The sequence below is a fragment of the Bacillus sp. 491mf genome, from assembly GCF_900112415.1.
GTDB lineage: Bacteria > Bacillota > Bacilli > Bacillales > Bacillaceae_G > Bacillus_A.
The window spans coordinates 166,742-183,282 of the sequence record NZ_FOLV01000003.1; the positions used below are offsets into that span (position 1 = coordinate 166,742).

Below are 16,541 nucleotides of genomic sequence, written 5' to 3' on the forward strand. Positions count from 1 at the left end.
CCCTGTGAATGTAGGCATTTTAGGGATCGGAAGATATGTGCCAGAAAAAGTTGTCACAAACCACGACTTAGAGAAAATAATGGATACATCTGATGAATGGATTCGAACAAGAACAGGAATTGAAGAAAGACGAATTGCTGATGATACAATAGATACTTCACATATGGCCGCGGAAGCTGCAAAAAAAGCACTTGAAGATGCAGGAATGAGCGGAGAAGAAATTGATCTTATTTTAGTTGCAACAGTAACACCAGACCGTTCGTTTCCAGCGGTTGCTTGTGTAGTTCAAGAAGAAATCGGAGCAAAGCATGCAGCAGCGATGGATTTAGGTGCAGCGTGTGCTGGTTTTATGTATGGAATGATTACAGCACAACAATTTATTCAAACTGGAACTTATAAAAATATATTAGTAGTTGGTAGCGATAAATTATCTAAAATTGTAGATTGGAATGACCGAAATACAGCGGTTCTATTTGGAGATGGAGCAGGCGCTGTTGTTATGGGGGCTGTTTCAGAAGGAAAAGGTATTCTTTCGTTTGAATTAGGAGCGGATGGAAGTGGTGGCAAGCACCTTTATCTAGATGAATATGTTATGATGAATGGCAGAGAAGTCTTTAAGTTTGCTGTTCGTCAACTTGGTGATTCATGTCTTCGCGTTTTAGAAAAAGTGAATCTTACGAAAGAAGATGTGGACTTTTTAGTGCCTCATCAAGCGAATATTCGTATTATGGAATCAGCGAGAGAACGGCTAAATTTACCGCAAGAAAAAATGAGCATGACAATTTCCAAGTTTGGGAATACGTCAGCTTCTTCAATTCCGATTGCGATGGTAGAAGAATTGCAAAACGGACGCATTCAAGATGGTGATCTCATCATATTAGTTGGTTTTGGCGGCGGATTAACATGGGGAGCAGTTGCTCTTCGTTGGGGTAAATAAGGACTGAGAGAAAAGGAGTGTATTTTGTATGGAAAAAAAGCGTGTTGTAGTTACAGGAGTAGGAGCAGTTACTCCAGTAGGAACGGATGTAAAAACTGCTTGGGAAAATATTAAAAATGGTGTATCTGGAATCGGACGTCTTACACGCTTAGATGCAGATCAATTTCCTGTGAAAGTTGCAGCGGAAATTAATGACTTTGATGTTGAAAAATATATTGATAAAAAAGAAGCGCGTCGTATGGACCGTTTTACACATTATGCATTAGCAGCATCAAAAATGGCTGTGGAAGATGCAAAGCTAGAAATTACAGAAGAAAACGGACCGCGTATTGGTGTGTGGATTGGTTCTGGAATCGGCGGTATGGAAACATATGAAGAGCAGTTCAAAATCTTTAATGAAAAAGGCGCACGCCGCGTTAGTCCATTTTTCGTACCAATGATGATTCCTGACATGGCTGCAGGCCAAGTGTCCATCGCATTAGGTGCAAAAGGGATTAATACATGTACAGTAACAGCTTGTGCATCTGGTGCACATTCTATTGGTGATGCATTTAAAGTGATTCAGCGCGGAGATGCAGATGCGATGATTACAGGCGGAGCGGAAGCACCGTTAACAAATATGGCGGTTGCTGGATTTTGTTCAGCGAAAGCATTAACATTTAGTGAAGATCCAGCAACTGCTTGTCGTCCGTTTGATAAAAATCGAAGCGGCTTCGTAATGGGAGAAGGAGCAGGAATTCTTGTATTAGAAGAATTAGAGCATGCGTTAGCGCGCGGTGCTCATATTTATGCTGAAATCGTTGGATACGGAGCGACAGGTGATGCATTCCATATTACGAGTCCAGCTCCTGGCGGTGAAGGCGGCGTCCGTGCGATGCGTCAAGCATTAGAAGAAGCGGGTCTACAGCCAGAAGATATTGATTATATTAATGCGCACGGTACAAGTACAGAATTGAATGAAAGATATGAAACGATGGCAATTAAAGAAGTATTTGGCGAGCAAGCATATAAAGTAGCGGTAAGCTCAACAAAATCAATGACAGGACACTTATTAGGTGCAGCTGGTGCGGTAGAAGCAATTATATCTGTGAAAACAATTGAAGATGGCATTGTTCCACCAACAATTAACTATGAAACACCAGATCCAGAGTGTGATTTAGATTGTGTACCAAATCAAGCAAGACAACAAAAAGTACGTGCTGTATTAAGTAACTCATTAGGTTTCGGTGGCCATAACGCAGCATTAGTATTTAAAGAGTATAAATAATAAATACAAATTGAAAAACCTTCTTTTTAGATGGTTGAGAGCACCTGGCCGTTCGTAGAAGCGGTCAGGGCCTTTTTCTACCACCCGCGAAGTTCAAACAAAGAGAGGGAAACGAGTGTAGACCACTTTTTGTTTTGCCTGGCGGCGATTTGTATGTTGAAAAACAAAATGGATTTATATAATAGAAATTCCATTAAATATATAGAATTTGAAAGGAAGATAACCGTCCATATAGTAGATGGTTATCTTCTTTTTTTATGGGCTTTTTCAATGACTTTGATGAAAATCTGCATTTTTTTATGCTTTCTTTCGTTTTTTTGCATATGTATGGAACAAAAGGAGAGTGGGAGAGATGGGAGTGGTCCAAACGGCAGAGTGGATGCGTACGCATTATCAAGAGCCGGAAAAAATTTGTGAGAAGTTTACAAAGTATATTCCGCTCCAAAAAGAAGAGGTGTATAGATTTCTTGTGTCAAAAGGAATGTTTCGCCCGGTAGCAGGTGGTGAGAAAGAAATAGACATATTGCAAAAAGAACGAGTATGGGAGCGATTGGCAGTAGAATATAAAAAACTACAGGAATGGTTAAACGGGCCTAATATACCGGTATTTACGCTGTTATCAAATCCGTATAATCGAACGATTCAACAAGAGTATAACGGTAAAACGGGATTAGCGATGCGAAATGCTTTGTTTTTATTTGTAAGTTCACAAAATTCAATTGCTGAGCTTAAGGCATTGCTTACTCATGAATATCACCATATATGCCGCATTCATGCAAGTGAGAAGAAAGAAGAAGCGTATACCATTTTAGATACAATGGTAATGGAAGGATTAGCGGAACATGCGGTGTATGAACGGCACGGAGAAAGTTACTATGCGCCGTGGGTGTCTTATTACAACAAAGAAGACGCGATTATGTTTTGGCGCCGATATATACAAGACAGGTGGGACATACAACGAGGATCGAGTGAGCATGATATATTGCTAAATGGACGAGGGTTATTCTATCCGAAAATGCTTGGGTATGCTATAGGGTTTTATATTGTAAAAGATTGTGCGTGGCGTAAGAAATGGGATACAACTTCTTTATTAGGAATGGATGCGAAAGCTATTTTAGAAGAGGCGTTGTCTTTTTATAATGCATGACCCAGCACTTCAAAATTCCAAGAGAACAATCAGTAGAGGATGAAGAAAAAATCCACTAAATAAGCATGAAAGATAGAGGATAATGAAGAAATTAATTAAGGAGAATATATTTCCTCTCTTGGAATAAATTTTACGAAATATGACCATAATGAGATTTACAAACAGTTGTGAAGTGAGGGGTAAGCAATGTTATATCTACATGATGTATGGGTAAATTGGTTTGAAGGTGAAGAAAATGGGTATAACGTCTGTCATTTTTATGAATGGCGCAAGGATGATACGATCGAATTGTTAGATCAAGTACCATTAGTAAAGGTAGATTCCACATTATATCATTACATCGAGAACGAATTACTAGAGCTTCCGCAAAGACTAATGGAAGACGTACATCATAAGGCGTATATTCGAAAAAATCATGAACGGCTGCAGCAGGAGTATTGTTTTGTTGTATCAGATGGCAAAGGAATAATTGCAATTGATACAATTGGATACAACATTCCAATCCGAAAAAGTAGGTTGATTCCAAGACAAGAGCAAATGGTGTATGAAATGGTAGAAAACGTACAAGCAGAAACATATGATTTTGAAATGGAATCACCACAAAAGGAACATCATATTTTATCACCTTCCCCACATATGATGAATGGGTTAACACGGAAAGAACGACAATTAAAACAACTGCTCTTTATGGCGCTAGATCAACTACATACAACGAAAAATCCAGCGGAGATTCGCTATTGGTTTACAGAATGGGATCCAGCAGCATATCCAGCTGTGCAACATCTGCCATTCGAAGAAGTATGGAACCGCTTATATGAAGAAGCAAAGCACGGATGGTCAGATAAACATGAACAGCTCTGTGAACGACTAGTAAGAGGACAACCATTCTTCGAAAAGTTGTGGGAAATGGAAAATGAACAAAAGGTAAATTAAAAGGAATGATCCAAAAGGCACGGATGTGCCTTTTCGGATCATTCTTTTTTTGGTGACCACAGATATATCGGCGGAAATGATACATTTATCGGCGCTTCGACACGATATAAAGACACCTCGACAAATTTCGGCATGAGAATGAACGATCTAGCTCCGGCGGCTAGAATCTCCGGTCGTTTCGCTCCCTCGGTCGAGGTAAAGAACACCTCTCGTTCGGGAGCTCCAACGCCCTGCGATTCTGAACGAGCTGCCTCCGCTTTTCGAGATGTCCAGCTCCAGCGGCTAGAATGGTCGGTGGCTTCGCGCCTTCCTGCGAGGTAAAGAACACCTCTACGTCAGGAGCTCCATCCCCCTCCCATTCTAAGCGAGCCGCTTCCGCTTTTTGATGATGTCTAGCTCCGCCTCCTAGCCCTTCCTGTCTAAGAACCTTCCGCACGAGAAAGTAAAAATCACTTTCTGTGCGAAAGAACCTTAGCCAACAGGGCTAAACAGTCGGCTCCGCTATTCTTCTTATCTTCGTTTTCTACTTAATCCCATTGCGTTTTCAACTTTACGTAGTTGTTTCATTGCGACGCGGTTTGCTTTTTCAGCTCCTTGATCAAGGATTTCGTCTAGTTCAGGAGAGTTGATCAGTTCGTTATATTTCTCTTGAATTGGACGGATTGCTTCTACAACAACTTGTGCTAAGTCGCCTTTGAAGTCGCCGTATCCTTTACCCTCGTACGCAGCTTCTAATTCTTCTACTGTTTTTCCTGAGAAAGAAGAGTAGATTGTTAATAAGTTTGAAACACCTGGTTTATTTTCTTTATCGAATTTTACGATGCCGTCTGAATCGGTTACAGCACTTTTAATTTTCTTTTCGATCGTTTTTGGATCGTCAAGTAAACTAATCATCGATTTTGGATTTGGATCAGATTTACTCATTTTTTTCGTCGGCTCTGTTAATGACATTACGCGTGCGCCTACTTTTGGAATGCGAACTTCTGGAATTGTAAACACCTCGCGATAACGCTTGTTAAAACGTTCTGCTAAATCGCGTGTTAACTCCATATGTTGTTTTTGGTCCTCTCCAACTGGAACAATTTCTGTATTATATAGTAGAATGTCAGCTGCCATTAAAGGCGGGTATGTTAATAAAGCGGCTGGAACAGACTCTCTTCCTTTTGCTTTATCTTTATATTGCGTCATACGCTCTAATTCACCGACATACGCAGTACACTGCATAATCCATCCAAGCTGAGCGTGTGCTGGAACTTCTGATTGTACAAACAACGTAGCTTTCTCAGGATCGATGCCGCATGCTACGTATAATGCAGCTAGACTACGAATATTTTTACGAAGCTGTACTTGGTCTTGCGGTACAGTAATTGCATGTTGGTTTACAATGCAGAAGTAGCAATCGTGTTCATTTTGCAGTTCTGTAAACTGCTTCATTGCTCCTAAATAGTTCCCAAGTGTAATGGTTCCGCTTGGTTGAATGCCTGAAAAGATAACTGACATATCATTTCCTCCTTGAAAAGATGTATTGTTTTTAATTTTTTATATTTCCGTCTAGAATCCGAACGTCTTGTGGTTTTGAACGAGCCGCTTCCGCTTTTCTTTGTCTAGCTCCGTCTCCTAGCCCTTCCTGTCTAAGAACCTTCCGCACGAGAAAGTAAAAATCCCTTTCTGTGCGAAAGAACCTTAGCCAACAGGGCTAGACAGTCGGCTCCGCTTTTCGAGATGTCCAGCTCCAGCGGCTAGAATGGTCGGTGGCTTCGCGCCTTCCTGCGAGGTAAAAAGCACCTCTACGTCAGGAGCTCCATCCTCCTCCCATTCTGAGCAAGCCGCTTGCGCTTTTCGAATACAAAAAAGCCCATTCATCCCTGAAAATAGGGACGAATGGACCGCGGTACCACCCTAATTATTTTGCGAACGCAAAATCTCTTTATCCATTGTAACGTTGGATGTGACGCCAAAGCCTACTCCTGAAACGTTTCGGTTTGGTGCTCAAAAGCCCATTCCATATTGGACAATTACTTGTTCGCACCAAACACAAGCTCTCTGAAATTGCTTCAATATGTACTCTTCTTTCTCATTGCATACGTATAAAATTTTTGTACTATTATAACACATAATAAATAGTTTGCAAATTACTTAAGAACGGTGTAACTAATAATTGTTGATAATGTTCCTAATATGATACCAGTAATCACGATAGGGTATGTCCATACAAAGGAATAAGTTCGATATAATAGTTCTTTCGGATCGCGTTTTTCTTCTTCTTCAATTAAAGATTCAAACTTTTTATTGGACCGACCTAATTTTTTAAAAGCATATATTGTTACATTGAAAAAGCCGCGTTGAAATAGAAATACAAATCCTCCGATAATAATGAAGAGTAAAGCGATATAAAACATCATATTGACAAAATTTAATAAAAAAGAATTAGAAAATATAACAGCATATGCGCCAGAAATCGCAATTGTACTTCCTGTTAATATACTAATACGTGAAAAAAATGTATTCAAATGCTTCCCCTCCGCAAAAATATTACTAGAATTATTATACTATAAAAGTTATAATATGTACTATAAAGAATTTTTAGAAAAAAAATACGATTGCGCATTTTCCTTTAATTAGATAACTTCAATGTTAAGTCTTGTCTTTACAAAAAATATATAAAATACACTGTAAATTAAAAATTTTAACAAAAAAACAAAAAATTATATTCACAATCGTCTCATTCTATGTATAATGAAAATTGTAGAAACTTGGAGATTATTCTTTTAATTCTAAATCTTTACAGGTGAAGCTACATAATGCGCAATTGGAGAATTTCAAGATTTAATCTCATAAGTAAATAGTTTTTAGTAATAATGTGATTTATTCCATCGGTTTCAAGGGTATATGCCTATGATGGGCGTATGCTCTTATTTTTAAAGATAATAGTAAGAATATTTAAAACTATCTTATTGCTTTTGAAAAAATGGGGAGGTGCTATTTATGGGACGTTATACACTACAACGTTTCGTGTACATGGTCATTACATTATTTTTAATCACAACTTTAACATTCTTTTTAATGAAGTTGTTGCCGGGTTCTCCGCTTAAAAATCAGGAGAAGTTATCACCAGCACAAAAAGAAATCATTTTAGACAAATATGGATTAAATGATCCGCTACCAGTGCAATATGCACGCTACATGGGGAATTTAGCTAAAGGGGACTTAGGGGTATCATTCCAATATGATAACCGTCCGGTAACAGAGATGATTGTTGACCGCATTGGTCCATCTGCACAATTAGGCTTTCAAGCAATTGTTTTAGGAACTTTTATTGGATTATTACTAGGTATTGTTGCAGCGTTACGTACGAATACATGGGCCGATTACGGGGCGACCTTTATATCGGTACTCGGGATGTCGGTACCGGGATTCGTTTTTGCGGCACTACTACAATATTATGTAGCGGTAAAATTAGGTTGGTTACCAGTAGCATTCTGGAAAGGATTTGAATACACAATCCTACCAACGATTGCATTATCAGTAGGTGTAACAGCAACAATTGCTCGTTTTGCACGTACAGAATTAATTGAGGTTATGCAAGCAGATTACATTTTAACAGCGAAAGCAAAAGGGATTAGTCAAAGTGTAATTATTGTAAAACATGCATTGCGAAATGCTCTTATTCCAATCATTACGGTTTTAGGTCCGATGGTCGCTGGTATAATGACAGGAACCCTTGTTATTGAGCAAGTATTTGCTGTACCAGGTTTAGGGGAACAGTTCGTTAAGTCTATTCCATTAAACGACTATACAATTATCATGGGTACAACAATGTTCTATAGTGCAATTTTCATTCTTGTTATCTTTATAGTCGATGTACTATACGGTGTAGTTGATCCTCGTATTCGTTTAGCGGGAGGGAAAAAATGATGAAAGATGTACAAAAAATATCGCCAGATTTATTTCAACCAGCAAATCGCAGCCATACGGATAATGAAGTTATTGCCCGCCCAAGTGTAAAGTTTTGGGAAGATGTAAGAAGACGCTTGTTTCAACATAAAGGCGCAGTTTTTGGGATGGTTATACTCGCTCTCATTACACTGTTAGCGATTTTTGGTCCAATGATGAGTAAATATTCTTATAAAGATCAAGATTTAAACCGTGCGAAAATACCACCGAAAATACCAGTTTTAGAGAACATTCACTGGTTGCCTTTTGATGGTGTAGACCAATATGGTGTAGACCAGTATGAGAAACGTGATATTAAAGATTATTTCTGGTTTGGTACAGATGATCTTGGTCGTGACATTTGGACAAGAACGTGGGATGGAACACGAGTATCTTTATATATCGCATTATTAGCAGCAGCAATCGATTTAATTATTGGGGTTGCATATGGTGGTATCTCAGCATTCTACGGAGGCCGTGTTGATAACTACATGCAACGTTTCGTTGAAGTATTAAATGGTATTCCGTACTTAATTATTGTAATATTAATGGTAATTGTAATGGATCCTGGTATTCTATCAATTACATTTGCGATGGCTCTTACAGGATGGATTGGAATGTCACGTGTTGTGCGTGGACAAGTATTGAAAATGAAAAATCATGAGTATGTATTGGCATCACGTACACTTGGAGCAACAAATACACAATTAATTGTAAGACATTTAGTACCAAACTTAATGGGTTCTATCATTGTTATGACGATGTTCACAATTCCAAGTGCAGTGTTTGGAGAAGCTTTCTTAAGTTTCATCGGTCTAGGAATTCAGCCACCGTTAGCATCATTAGGTTCTTTAGTAAGTGATGGATATAAATCAATTCAAACATATCCACATATGATGTTTATTCCAGCGTTTGTAATTAGTATGTTGATTTTAGCATTTAACTTATTAGCAGATGGTTTACGTGATGCATTAGATCCAAAAATGCGTAAATAAAGCGGGGAAGGAGATGGAATGATGAAAACTTTGTTAGAAGTAAAAGATTTACAAGTTTCGTTCGACACACATGCTGGTGAAGTACAAGCAGTGCGCGGAGTTACTTTTGATCTGAAAAAAGGAGAAACGCTAGCAATTGTGGGGGAATCTGGTTCTGGTAAGTCCGTTACGTCTAAAGCGCTAATGGACTTAATTCCAAAGCCACCAGGACGCATTAAGAATGGGGAAATTATTTTTGACGGCCGTGATTTAACGAAGTTGTCTGAAAAAGAAATGCAACAAATTCGCGGAAAAGAGATTGCGATGATTTTCCAAGATCCAATGACATCTTTAAATCCAACGATGACAATTGGTAATCAAATTATGGAAGGTCTTATTAAGCATCAAGGAATGAGTAAAGCTGATGCTCGTAAAGTTGCGTTAGAGCTGATCGACCTTGTAGGGATTCCGAATCCAGAAGCACGTCTTAAGCAATATCCGCACCAATTTTCAGGTGGTATGAGACAGCGTGTTGTTATTGCGATGGCGCTTGCTTGTAATCCGAAATTATTAATTGCCGATGAGCCAACAACTGCGCTTGACGTAACAATTCAAGCACAAATTTTAGAGTTGATGAAAGACATTCAGCAAAAAACAGAAGCGGCTATCATTTTTATTACGCATGATTTAGGTGTTGTTGCCAATGTAGCGGACCGCGTAGCTGTTATGTATGCAGGGAAAGTTGTAGAGATTGGAACAGTGGATGAAATTTTCTATAATCCGAAACATCCGTATACATGGGGATTATTAGCTTCTATGCCAAGCCTAGAAGGTGGGGAAGATGAATTATATGCAATTCCGGGAACGCCGCCAGACTTATTAAAGCCGCCAAAAGGTGATGCATTTGCAGCGCGTAATCCACAAGCGTTAAAGATTGACTTTGAAATGGAACCACCTTTATTCAAAATAAGTGATACGCATTATGCAGCAACGTGGCTGCTTCATGAACAAGCTCCGAAAGTGGAGCCGCCTGAAATTGTCCAAAGACGTATTCGACAAATGAAAGCGGGTGAACAGCATGACAAATAATCGTGAAAAATTAATTGAAGTGAAAAATGTAAAGCAATATTTTAACGTGAACGGCGGAGTTGTTAAAGCAATTGATGATGTGACATTCGACATTTACCGCGGAGAAACATTCGGCCTTGTAGGTGAGTCTGGTTCTGGTAAATCAACAACGGGAAGAACAATCATTCGTTTATATGACGCAACGGCGGGCGAAGTGTTGTTTGATGGGAATAATGTACACGGTAAAAAATCACGTGCGGAATTAAAGAAATTTAACCGTAAAATGCAAATGATTTTCCAAGATCCATACGCATCGTTAAATCCGCGTATGAGCGTTGGTGATATTATTGCAGAAGGAATTGATATTCACGGTCTTGCTAAAAACAAAGAAGATCGTATGAAGCGTGTGTATGAATTACTTGAAACAGTTGGTTTGAACCGTGAGCATGCAAGTCGTTTCCCGCATGAATTCTCTGGTGGACAACGTCAGCGTATTGGGATTGCAAGAGCGTTAGCAGTAGAACCGGACTTTATTATTGCCGATGAGCCGATTTCAGCACTTGACGTGTCAATTCAGGCGCAAGTAGTTAACTTATTGAAAAATCTACAAAAAGAAAAAGGCTTAACATACTTATTTATTGCCCATGATTTATCGATGGTAAAATATATTAGTGATCGCATCGGTGTTATGCATCACGGGAAAATCGTGGAACTTGCAACAAGTGAAGAGTTATACGAGCATCCAATTCATCCGTATACAAAATCACTACTATCAGCAATTCCGCTTCCAGATCCAGATTATGAGCGCAATCGTAAACGTATCGTGTACGATCCATCTCAGCATCAATATGGAAATGAAGAACCGCAAATGCGCGAAGTTCGTCCAGGACATTTCGTTCTTTGCTCAGAAGCTGAGTATAAGAAGTATAAAGAAATCTATCAATAAGAGAAACCGAGCACGTGGAAAATGTGCTCGGTTTTTCGTTGTTTAAAAAAATGAAAGTATTTTGTACAAAATATATATTATAAAAATCTTTAGATTATATTCAGATAATTTAAATTAATTTAAAAATAACAAAAAATCGATGAAAATATTGATATTAAAGCAAAGTAGAATAATGGGATGTTAACAGAAAATTTTTATAAAATAGAAAAATAAATATACAAATAATCAATTTGTATGTATAATATGAATTATTAGAACTTAATTACTTTTTATTATTTTCAATGAAAGAGCTAACATTTTGGAGGAGGGTATAATACATGAAGAAAAAGGTGCCGATGCTACTTGCATCAACATTGACAGTCAGCATGATTTTAGGGGGATGCGGATCTTCAAAAGATGATTCGAAGGCGAAAGCAAAAGGGGACACAAGTAATGCGAAGCAGGTAATCAATATGATTGAAACAGCTGAGCTTCCGACGATGGATACAACATTAACAACAGACTCAGCATCTTCAAGCGTAATGAACAATGCAATGGAAGGATTATATCGTCTTGGAAAAGATCAAAAGGTAGTTCCAGGTGTAGCTGAGTCGTATCAAAAATCAGAAGATGGAAAGAAATATACGTTTAAATTACGCAAAGATGCAAAATGGTCAAATGGCGACCCTGTAACAGCAAAAGATTTTGTGTACGCTTGGCAACGAGCAGTAAATCCAGATACAGCTGCAAAGTCTGCTTACATTATGTTTGATGTGAAGAATGCAGAAAAAATTAATATGAAACAATTGCCAGTAGACCAATTAGGTGTAAAAGCAGTTGATGATTATACATTCGAAGTAGAACTAGATAATCCGGTTCCGTATTTTGTGAATTTAACAGTATATCCACTGTTCTTCCCACTTAATGAAAAATTCGTAAAAGAACAAGGGCAAAAACATGGATTAGAAGCGAATACAACATTATATAATGGTCCATTTGTATTAAGTGAATGGAAACATGAGCAAAGCTACCAATTAAAGAAAAATCCATCTTATTGGGATAATAAAGCAGTTAAATTAGAAGAAGTAAACTTTAATATCGTAAAAGAAACAGGAACAGCAATAAATTTATATGAAACAAAAGCAGTTGACCGTGTTCTTTTATCGGCAGAATTTGTAGATAAATATAGAAAAGATAGCGGTTTTAAAACGACAAGTGATCCAACAGTATTCTTCTTACGTTTAAATGAAAAGAATCCTGCTTTAGCAAATAAAAATATTCGTAAAGCGATTTCTTTAGGGTTTGAGCGTAAAGGTATGATCAATACATTGTTAAATAACGGTTCAAAAGCAGCTGGCGGCTTAGTTCCGGAAGACTTTGTTAAGAGTTCTGACGGGAAGGACTTCCGTAAAGAAAATGGAAATCTTGCAAAAGTGGATCTAAAAGAAGCGAAAAAGTATTGGGAAGCTGGTAAAAAAGAACTTGGAAAAGACACAATTGAATTAACGCTATTAAACTCTGATACAGAATTAGCGAAGAAAATTAGTGAGTTTTTAAAGGGTGAATTAGAAAAGAATTTACCAGGCTTAAAACTAAATGTGAAAGTACAACCTTTTGCACAATTATTAAAATTAGAGAGCAGCGGTGATTACGATATTTCATATAGCGGCTGGGGACCAGACTACCCAGATGCAATGACATTCCTTGATTTATTTGTAACAAACGGTGCACAAAATAAAATGGGTTATTCAAATGCTAAGTATGATGAGTTGATTACAAAGGCTAAGAAAGAAGGATCTGATGTAAAAGGACGTTGGAATGACCTGTCGAAAGCAGAAAAAATCCTATTCGATGAAGCGGCGATTGCACCAATCTATCAACGTGGAAGAGCATTCTTAGAGCGTGAAACAATAAAAGATCTTTATGTCAATAAATATGGCCCAGAGTTAAGCTTTAAGTGGACTTCTGTAGGAAAATAGTACGTATGAAAAAGAAGCAGGATTCGAATCCTGCTTCTTTTTTAATACGTATGTTTTTTATAAATCCCTTTACCACCAACTTGATTCCAGCCCGTTTGCACTTCTGCAGATTTATTTACGAATTTCATTTTGTCTTTACGACCAAACAATTTTTCGCCAATCCCATTTGTAATAATTCCAATAGTTGCGGTGATCCCAATGACTAATGCTGCAACGATTACAAAATCAAGAAAAAAAGCTCCCATATGTAATCCCCCTTTGCACAAGTATATTTCTATTGTATGTCGAAAAAGACGAAAAATAAAGAATTGTTCAACAAAAAGAATGTGTTTGTAAAATTTGTATAGACAGCAGGAAAGTAGTTTGATAAAATAAATTGAGAACAGGTGTTCTTTTGTTTTGTACATATTTTTCTTACAAAATGCACATCTTTTGCATAACTTTTATGTATATTATGAATAAAAATTGTTGTATATTTCTGTTCTGTTCTATTGTATAATGATTATAGAAGTTACTTATTTAAAATAATTATTTTTTTAGAGAAGTTCGTTTATAAGTTTTGAAGTTCTTTATTTTTAGATGAGTAATACAAAATTTGTTTGAGTATCATTATAAAAATGTGAAATAGTACAGAATTTGTACTTTTTAAGGAGAGTGAGTAATGTATGGTAACACTATATAGTTCTCCAAGTTGTACGTCTTGTAGAAAAGCGAAATTATGGTTAGAGGAAAACCATATTCCTTATACAGAACGTAATATTTTCTCAGATCCATTATCGATCGAGGAAATTAAAGAGATTTTACGTATGACGGAAAGTGGAACAGATGAGATTATTTCGACTCGTTCTAAAGTTTTTCAGGAATTAAATATTAATTTAGAGTCTTTACCTCTTCAAGATTTATATAATCTTATTCGTGATTACCCAGGCATTCTTCGTCGTCCTATTATCATTGATGAAAAACGCCTACAAGTTGGTTATAACGAAGATGAAATTCGTCGTTTCTTACCACGAACAGTGAGAACGTTCCAATTACGAGAAGCGCAGCGCCTTGTAAATTAATATAATATGACAAAAGAACTGATTCCTAATCCTGATTGAGCAGAATGTGTGAATCAGTTCTTTTTTATTTTGTGCAAAGCAGATACTGTATATTTCGTCAAACGACCGATATTGTATGTAAATCCATTCCGATTTTTTCAGCACTACAAGTTGGTGCTATGAAAAAACAACATACCCACCCCTTGCATTCTCCCTATGTTTAAAAGCCAGCCCGTGGCAGAAAAAAGCTCTGACCGTTACTGCGCAAGGCCAGCAGCTCACGCCCCCCTTAAAAAAGAGTTTTTTAGGTTTTTTCTTTATATTTACTAACCCTGTTCAGTGATAAATCGCTCAAGTATTCCGCAGCTTTACCTGGTTTACAACAACTCCAACTAGTAACACTGTAATCATAAAAAGAAAAGGAATGCTTGCTGTGAAAAGTGGTTTTGCCTCGAAAAATGTTCTAAGATTCTCTTCATGCATTACCATGCGACCGGCTGTGTAAGCTAAGATTGAAGCGCCGATATAAACGAGAAGAGGGAATCTTTCCATGCATAATAAAATAAGTTTACTTCCCCAAATAATAATAGGAATAGAAATGAGTAATCCGATAATAACTAATGTAATATCTCCATGAGAAGCTCCTGCGATTGCTAGTACATTATCAAATCCCATAACAAGATCTGCAAAAACGATTGTTCGTACAGCTTGGAATAATGTTGTCTTTGCCTTAATATTAGACATATTATGGCTATTATCTGTAAGAAGATTGATTGCAATGAAAGAAAGTAAAATGCCACCTGCTAATTGCAAAAAGGGAATATTAAGTAAATAAACGGCCATTATTGTGAGTAGGATCCGTAATACGATGGCTAAACCAGTTCCTAAAATAATTGCTTTATTCCGTTCTGCTTCTGGCAAGTTTCGGCTAGCGAGTGCAATGACAATGGCGTTATCGCCGCCTAATACAACATCGATACCAACGATGATAAAGATGGATGTGAGAAAGTCTAAATCCATTCAAATTGCCTCCATTTACTCAGTCCTAATAGGAAGAAATATCGTCTATTAGGAGCGGATTTGTTTTCATTCACGTCATATGTAACAGAAGGATTTTATTTAAGCATCGTAAGCTTGTTTCGTTTACATCATATGCAGGAAAAAAGAATATAGGACAATCAATTCCAGCGAAAGCATGTCCAATGTTTTTGGAAGGGAGAAGAGAGCGTAATAATTGGAATCCATTTTAATTTTTCAATATTAATAGTTGTTGCTATGAAGAAACAGCAAGCTCACTACTTGCATTCTCCTTATGTTTAAAATCCCGCCCAGGCAGAAATAGGTCCTGACCGCTACTATGCATGGTCAGATGTACTGGCCCACCTAAAAAAAGTGGGCTTTTCATTCAGTTTTCAATTCATACTTGCTGCTATGTTAACTCAAAAATTAGGTAAATAACTGTTTTTTTAGCAAATAAGGTGATTTTATTTCCATTCTGGCGCATCTTATCATAAAATGAGAGTACAAGATTCTAACTTTTTTTGTAATATGATTGGGGAGTCCCTTCATAACCATTCCAAATAGGAAGGGAGAGGTGCATTATGGATATTGAAAGAGTTAATGATCATACGATGAAATTTTATATCTCGTACATTGATATAGAAGACCGCGGATTTGACCGCGAAGACATTTGGTATAATCGCGATAAAAGTGAACAATTGTTTTGGGAAATGATGGATGAAGTGCGTGACCATGATGACTTTTTTATAGATGGGCCACTTTGGATTCAAGTGCAGGCGCTTGAAAAGGGAATTGAAGTACTTGTAACGAAAGCGCAGCTTTCAAAAGACGGGCAAAAACTAGAGTTACCAATTGGTCTTGATAAGATTATTGATATTCCTTTAGATGAGCAAATTGAATCGTTATTTGAACAGGAATTAGAAGAGGTAGGAGCCATTTTTAATGAAGATGGCACATTCGGTTTTTTAATTAAATTTGACGATTTTGAGCACGTTATTTCATTAAGTCATCGACTTATATTTGAAGAGGTAAAAGATGAGTTATATTCATTTGAAGACCGCTATTATGTATATGTCGAGTTTGATGAGGTAGTGCACGATGAAGAGGAGATTGACCGTATCTTAAGTGTGATCTTAGAATATGGAGAGGAATCTGCTTTAACAATTTATCGTGTTCGTGAATATGGAAAGCAAATTGTTGCTGAACGTGCACTTGAAACAATTCGTCAGCATTTTTCTCTTGGAATGTAGGCCGATTTCCTTATAATGAAATCGGCTTTTTAAATGCGTATATACGAACAGTGATTGTAAGTAAGGGG

Annotated in this window: 15 protein-coding genes and 1 other annotated feature; of the genes, 11 read left to right on the plus strand and 4 right to left on the minus strand. The window is 37.4% G+C overall.

Annotation, left to right across the window (positions count from 1 at the left end; genetic code table 11):
• Positions 1-4 precede the first annotated feature (4 nt).
• The 4 genes from fabH to BM211_RS05380 all read left to right on the plus strand — a co-directional run bounded on the left by fabH (position 5) and on the right by BM211_RS05380 (position 4,284).
• Positions 5-937 carry a beta-ketoacyl-ACP synthase III gene (gene fabH / locus BM211_RS05365; protein WP_035437261.1) on the plus strand — a complete coding sequence of 311 codons (933 nt, stop codon included), beginning with the start codon at positions 5-7 and terminating at the stop codon, positions 935-937.
• A gap of 28 nt (positions 938-965) precedes the next feature.
• Positions 966-2,204: a beta-ketoacyl-ACP synthase II gene (gene fabF, locus BM211_RS05370; protein ID WP_035437258.1), complete on the plus strand. Its 1,239-nt coding sequence runs from the start codon at positions 966-968 to the stop codon at positions 2,202-2,204.
• A 352-nt stretch (positions 2,205-2,556) separates the two neighbouring features.
• Positions 2,557-3,351, plus strand: coding sequence for a DUF2268 domain-containing putative Zn-dependent protease (locus tag BM211_RS05375; RefSeq protein WP_035437255.1), 795 nt, complete (start codon positions 2,557-2,559; stop codon positions 3,349-3,351).
• Between the two features lie 186 nt (positions 3,352-3,537).
• On the plus strand, positions 3,538-4,284 hold the full coding sequence (locus BM211_RS05380) for a YjbA family protein (RefSeq protein ID WP_035437252.1): 747 nt from the start codon (positions 3,538-3,540) through the stop codon (positions 4,282-4,284).
• A 510-nt stretch (positions 4,285-4,794) separates the two neighbouring features.
• Here the strand turns inward: BM211_RS05380 and trpS are convergent.
• Both trpS and BM211_RS05400 read right to left on the minus strand, forming a co-directional pair.
• Positions 4,795-5,784 (minus strand): tryptophan--tRNA ligase, encoded by a 990-nt coding sequence (gene trpS, locus BM211_RS05390; protein ID WP_090995523.1) that lies wholly within the window; start codon positions 5,782-5,784, stop codon positions 4,795-4,797.
• A gap of 370 nt (positions 5,785-6,154) precedes the next feature.
• Positions 6,155-6,371: a binding site (T-box leader), on the minus strand.
• Positions 6,372-6,416: 45 nt separating this feature from the next.
• Positions 6,417-6,686: a DUF3899 domain-containing protein gene (locus BM211_RS05400; RefSeq protein ID WP_081904981.1), complete on the minus strand. Its 270-nt coding sequence runs from the start codon at positions 6,684-6,686 to the stop codon at positions 6,417-6,419.
• 583 nt (positions 6,687-7,269) lie between these two features.
• Between BM211_RS05400 and opp3b the strand changes: the two genes are divergently transcribed.
• From opp3b to BM211_RS05425, 5 genes are all read left to right on the plus strand, one after another.
• Positions 7,270-8,199, plus strand: coding sequence for an oligopeptide ABC transporter permease (gene opp3b / locus BM211_RS05405; RefSeq protein ID WP_035437241.1), 930 nt, complete (start codon positions 7,270-7,272; stop codon positions 8,197-8,199).
• Positions 8,196-9,212 carry an oligopeptide ABC transporter permease gene (gene opp3C, locus BM211_RS05410; protein ID WP_035437238.1) on the plus strand — a complete coding sequence of 339 codons (1,017 nt, stop codon included), beginning with the start codon at positions 8,196-8,198 and terminating at the stop codon, positions 9,210-9,212. Before opp3b ends, opp3C begins: the two co-directional genes overlap by 4 nt.
• A gap of 21 nt (positions 9,213-9,233) precedes the next feature.
• Positions 9,234-10,280 (plus strand): ABC transporter ATP-binding protein, encoded by a 1,047-nt coding sequence (locus BM211_RS05415; protein ID WP_035437235.1) that lies wholly within the window; start codon positions 9,234-9,236, stop codon positions 10,278-10,280.
• Positions 10,270-11,205, plus strand: coding sequence for an ABC transporter ATP-binding protein (locus BM211_RS05420; RefSeq protein WP_035437234.1), 936 nt, complete (start codon positions 10,270-10,272; stop codon positions 11,203-11,205). Before BM211_RS05415 ends, BM211_RS05420 begins: the two co-directional genes overlap by 11 nt.
• A gap of 317 nt (positions 11,206-11,522) precedes the next feature.
• On the plus strand, positions 11,523-13,163 hold the full coding sequence (locus tag BM211_RS05425) for a peptide ABC transporter substrate-binding protein (protein WP_035437232.1): 1,641 nt from the start codon (positions 11,523-11,525) through the stop codon (positions 13,161-13,163).
• Positions 13,164-13,204: 41 nt separating this feature from the next.
• Here BM211_RS05425 and BM211_RS05430 read toward each other — a convergent pair whose 3' ends face one another.
• Complete coding sequence (locus BM211_RS05430) at positions 13,205-13,408, minus strand: hypothetical protein (RefSeq protein WP_035437230.1); 204 nt, start codon at positions 13,406-13,408, stop codon at positions 13,205-13,207.
• Positions 13,409-13,828: 420 nt separating this feature from the next.
• Here BM211_RS05430 and spx point away from each other — a divergent pair, with 420 nt between their 5' ends.
• Positions 13,829-14,224 (plus strand): transcriptional regulator Spx, encoded by a 396-nt coding sequence (spx, locus tag BM211_RS05435; RefSeq protein ID WP_035437228.1) that lies wholly within the window; start codon positions 13,829-13,831, stop codon positions 14,222-14,224.
• A 330-nt stretch (positions 14,225-14,554) separates the two neighbouring features.
• Here the strand turns inward: spx and BM211_RS05440 are convergent, their stop codons facing one another.
• Positions 14,555-15,223, minus strand: coding sequence for a TerC family protein (locus BM211_RS05440; RefSeq protein WP_035437225.1), 669 nt, complete (start codon positions 15,221-15,223; stop codon positions 14,555-14,557).
• A gap of 581 nt (positions 15,224-15,804) precedes the next feature.
• Here BM211_RS05440 and mecA point away from each other — a divergent pair.
• Positions 15,805-16,473 (plus strand): adaptor protein MecA, encoded by a 669-nt coding sequence (gene mecA, locus BM211_RS05445; protein WP_035437223.1) that lies wholly within the window; start codon positions 15,805-15,807, stop codon positions 16,471-16,473.
• Positions 16,474-16,541 lie beyond the last annotated feature (68 nt).

Excerpts from the sequence above, each read along its gene's own strand:
- BM211_RS05440 (WP_035437225.1), bottom strand. The coding sequence starts at position 15,223 with ATGGATTTAGACTTTCTCACATCCATCTTTATCATCGTTGGTATCGAT.
- BM211_RS05415 (WP_035437235.1), top strand. The coding sequence starts at position 9,234 with ATGAAAACTTTGTTAGAAGTAAAAGATTTACAAGTTTCGTTCGACACA.
- BM211_RS05430 (WP_035437230.1), bottom strand. The coding sequence starts at position 13,408 with ATGGGAGCTTTTTTTCTTGATTTTGTAATCGTTGCAGCATTAGTCATT.
- BM211_RS05400 (WP_081904981.1), bottom strand. The coding sequence starts at position 6,686 with ATGATGTTTTATATCGCTTTACTCTTCATTATTATCGGAGGATTTGTA.
- opp3b (WP_035437241.1), top strand. The coding sequence starts at position 7,270 with ATGGGACGTTATACACTACAACGTTTCGTGTACATGGTCATTACATTA.
- BM211_RS05420 (WP_035437234.1), top strand. The coding sequence starts at position 10,270 with ATGACAAATAATCGTGAAAAATTAATTGAAGTGAAAAATGTAAAGCAA.
- opp3C (WP_035437238.1), top strand. The coding sequence starts at position 8,196 with ATGATGAAAGATGTACAAAAAATATCGCCAGATTTATTTCAACCAGCA.
- spx (WP_035437228.1), top strand. The coding sequence starts at position 13,829 with ATGGTAACACTATATAGTTCTCCAAGTTGTACGTCTTGTAGAAAAGCG.
- fabF (WP_035437258.1), top strand. The coding sequence starts at position 966 with ATGGAAAAAAAGCGTGTTGTAGTTACAGGAGTAGGAGCAGTTACTCCA.
- mecA (WP_035437223.1), top strand. The coding sequence starts at position 15,805 with ATGGATATTGAAAGAGTTAATGATCATACGATGAAATTTTATATCTCG.
- BM211_RS05425 (WP_035437232.1), top strand. The coding sequence starts at position 11,523 with ATGAAGAAAAAGGTGCCGATGCTACTTGCATCAACATTGACAGTCAGC.
- trpS (WP_090995523.1), bottom strand. The coding sequence starts at position 5,784 with ATGTCAGTTATCTTTTCAGGCATTCAACCAAGCGGAACCATTACACTT.
- BM211_RS05380 (WP_035437252.1), top strand. The coding sequence starts at position 3,538 with ATGTTATATCTACATGATGTATGGGTAAATTGGTTTGAAGGTGAAGAA.
- BM211_RS05375 (WP_035437255.1), top strand. The coding sequence starts at position 2,557 with ATGGGAGTGGTCCAAACGGCAGAGTGGATGCGTACGCATTATCAAGAG.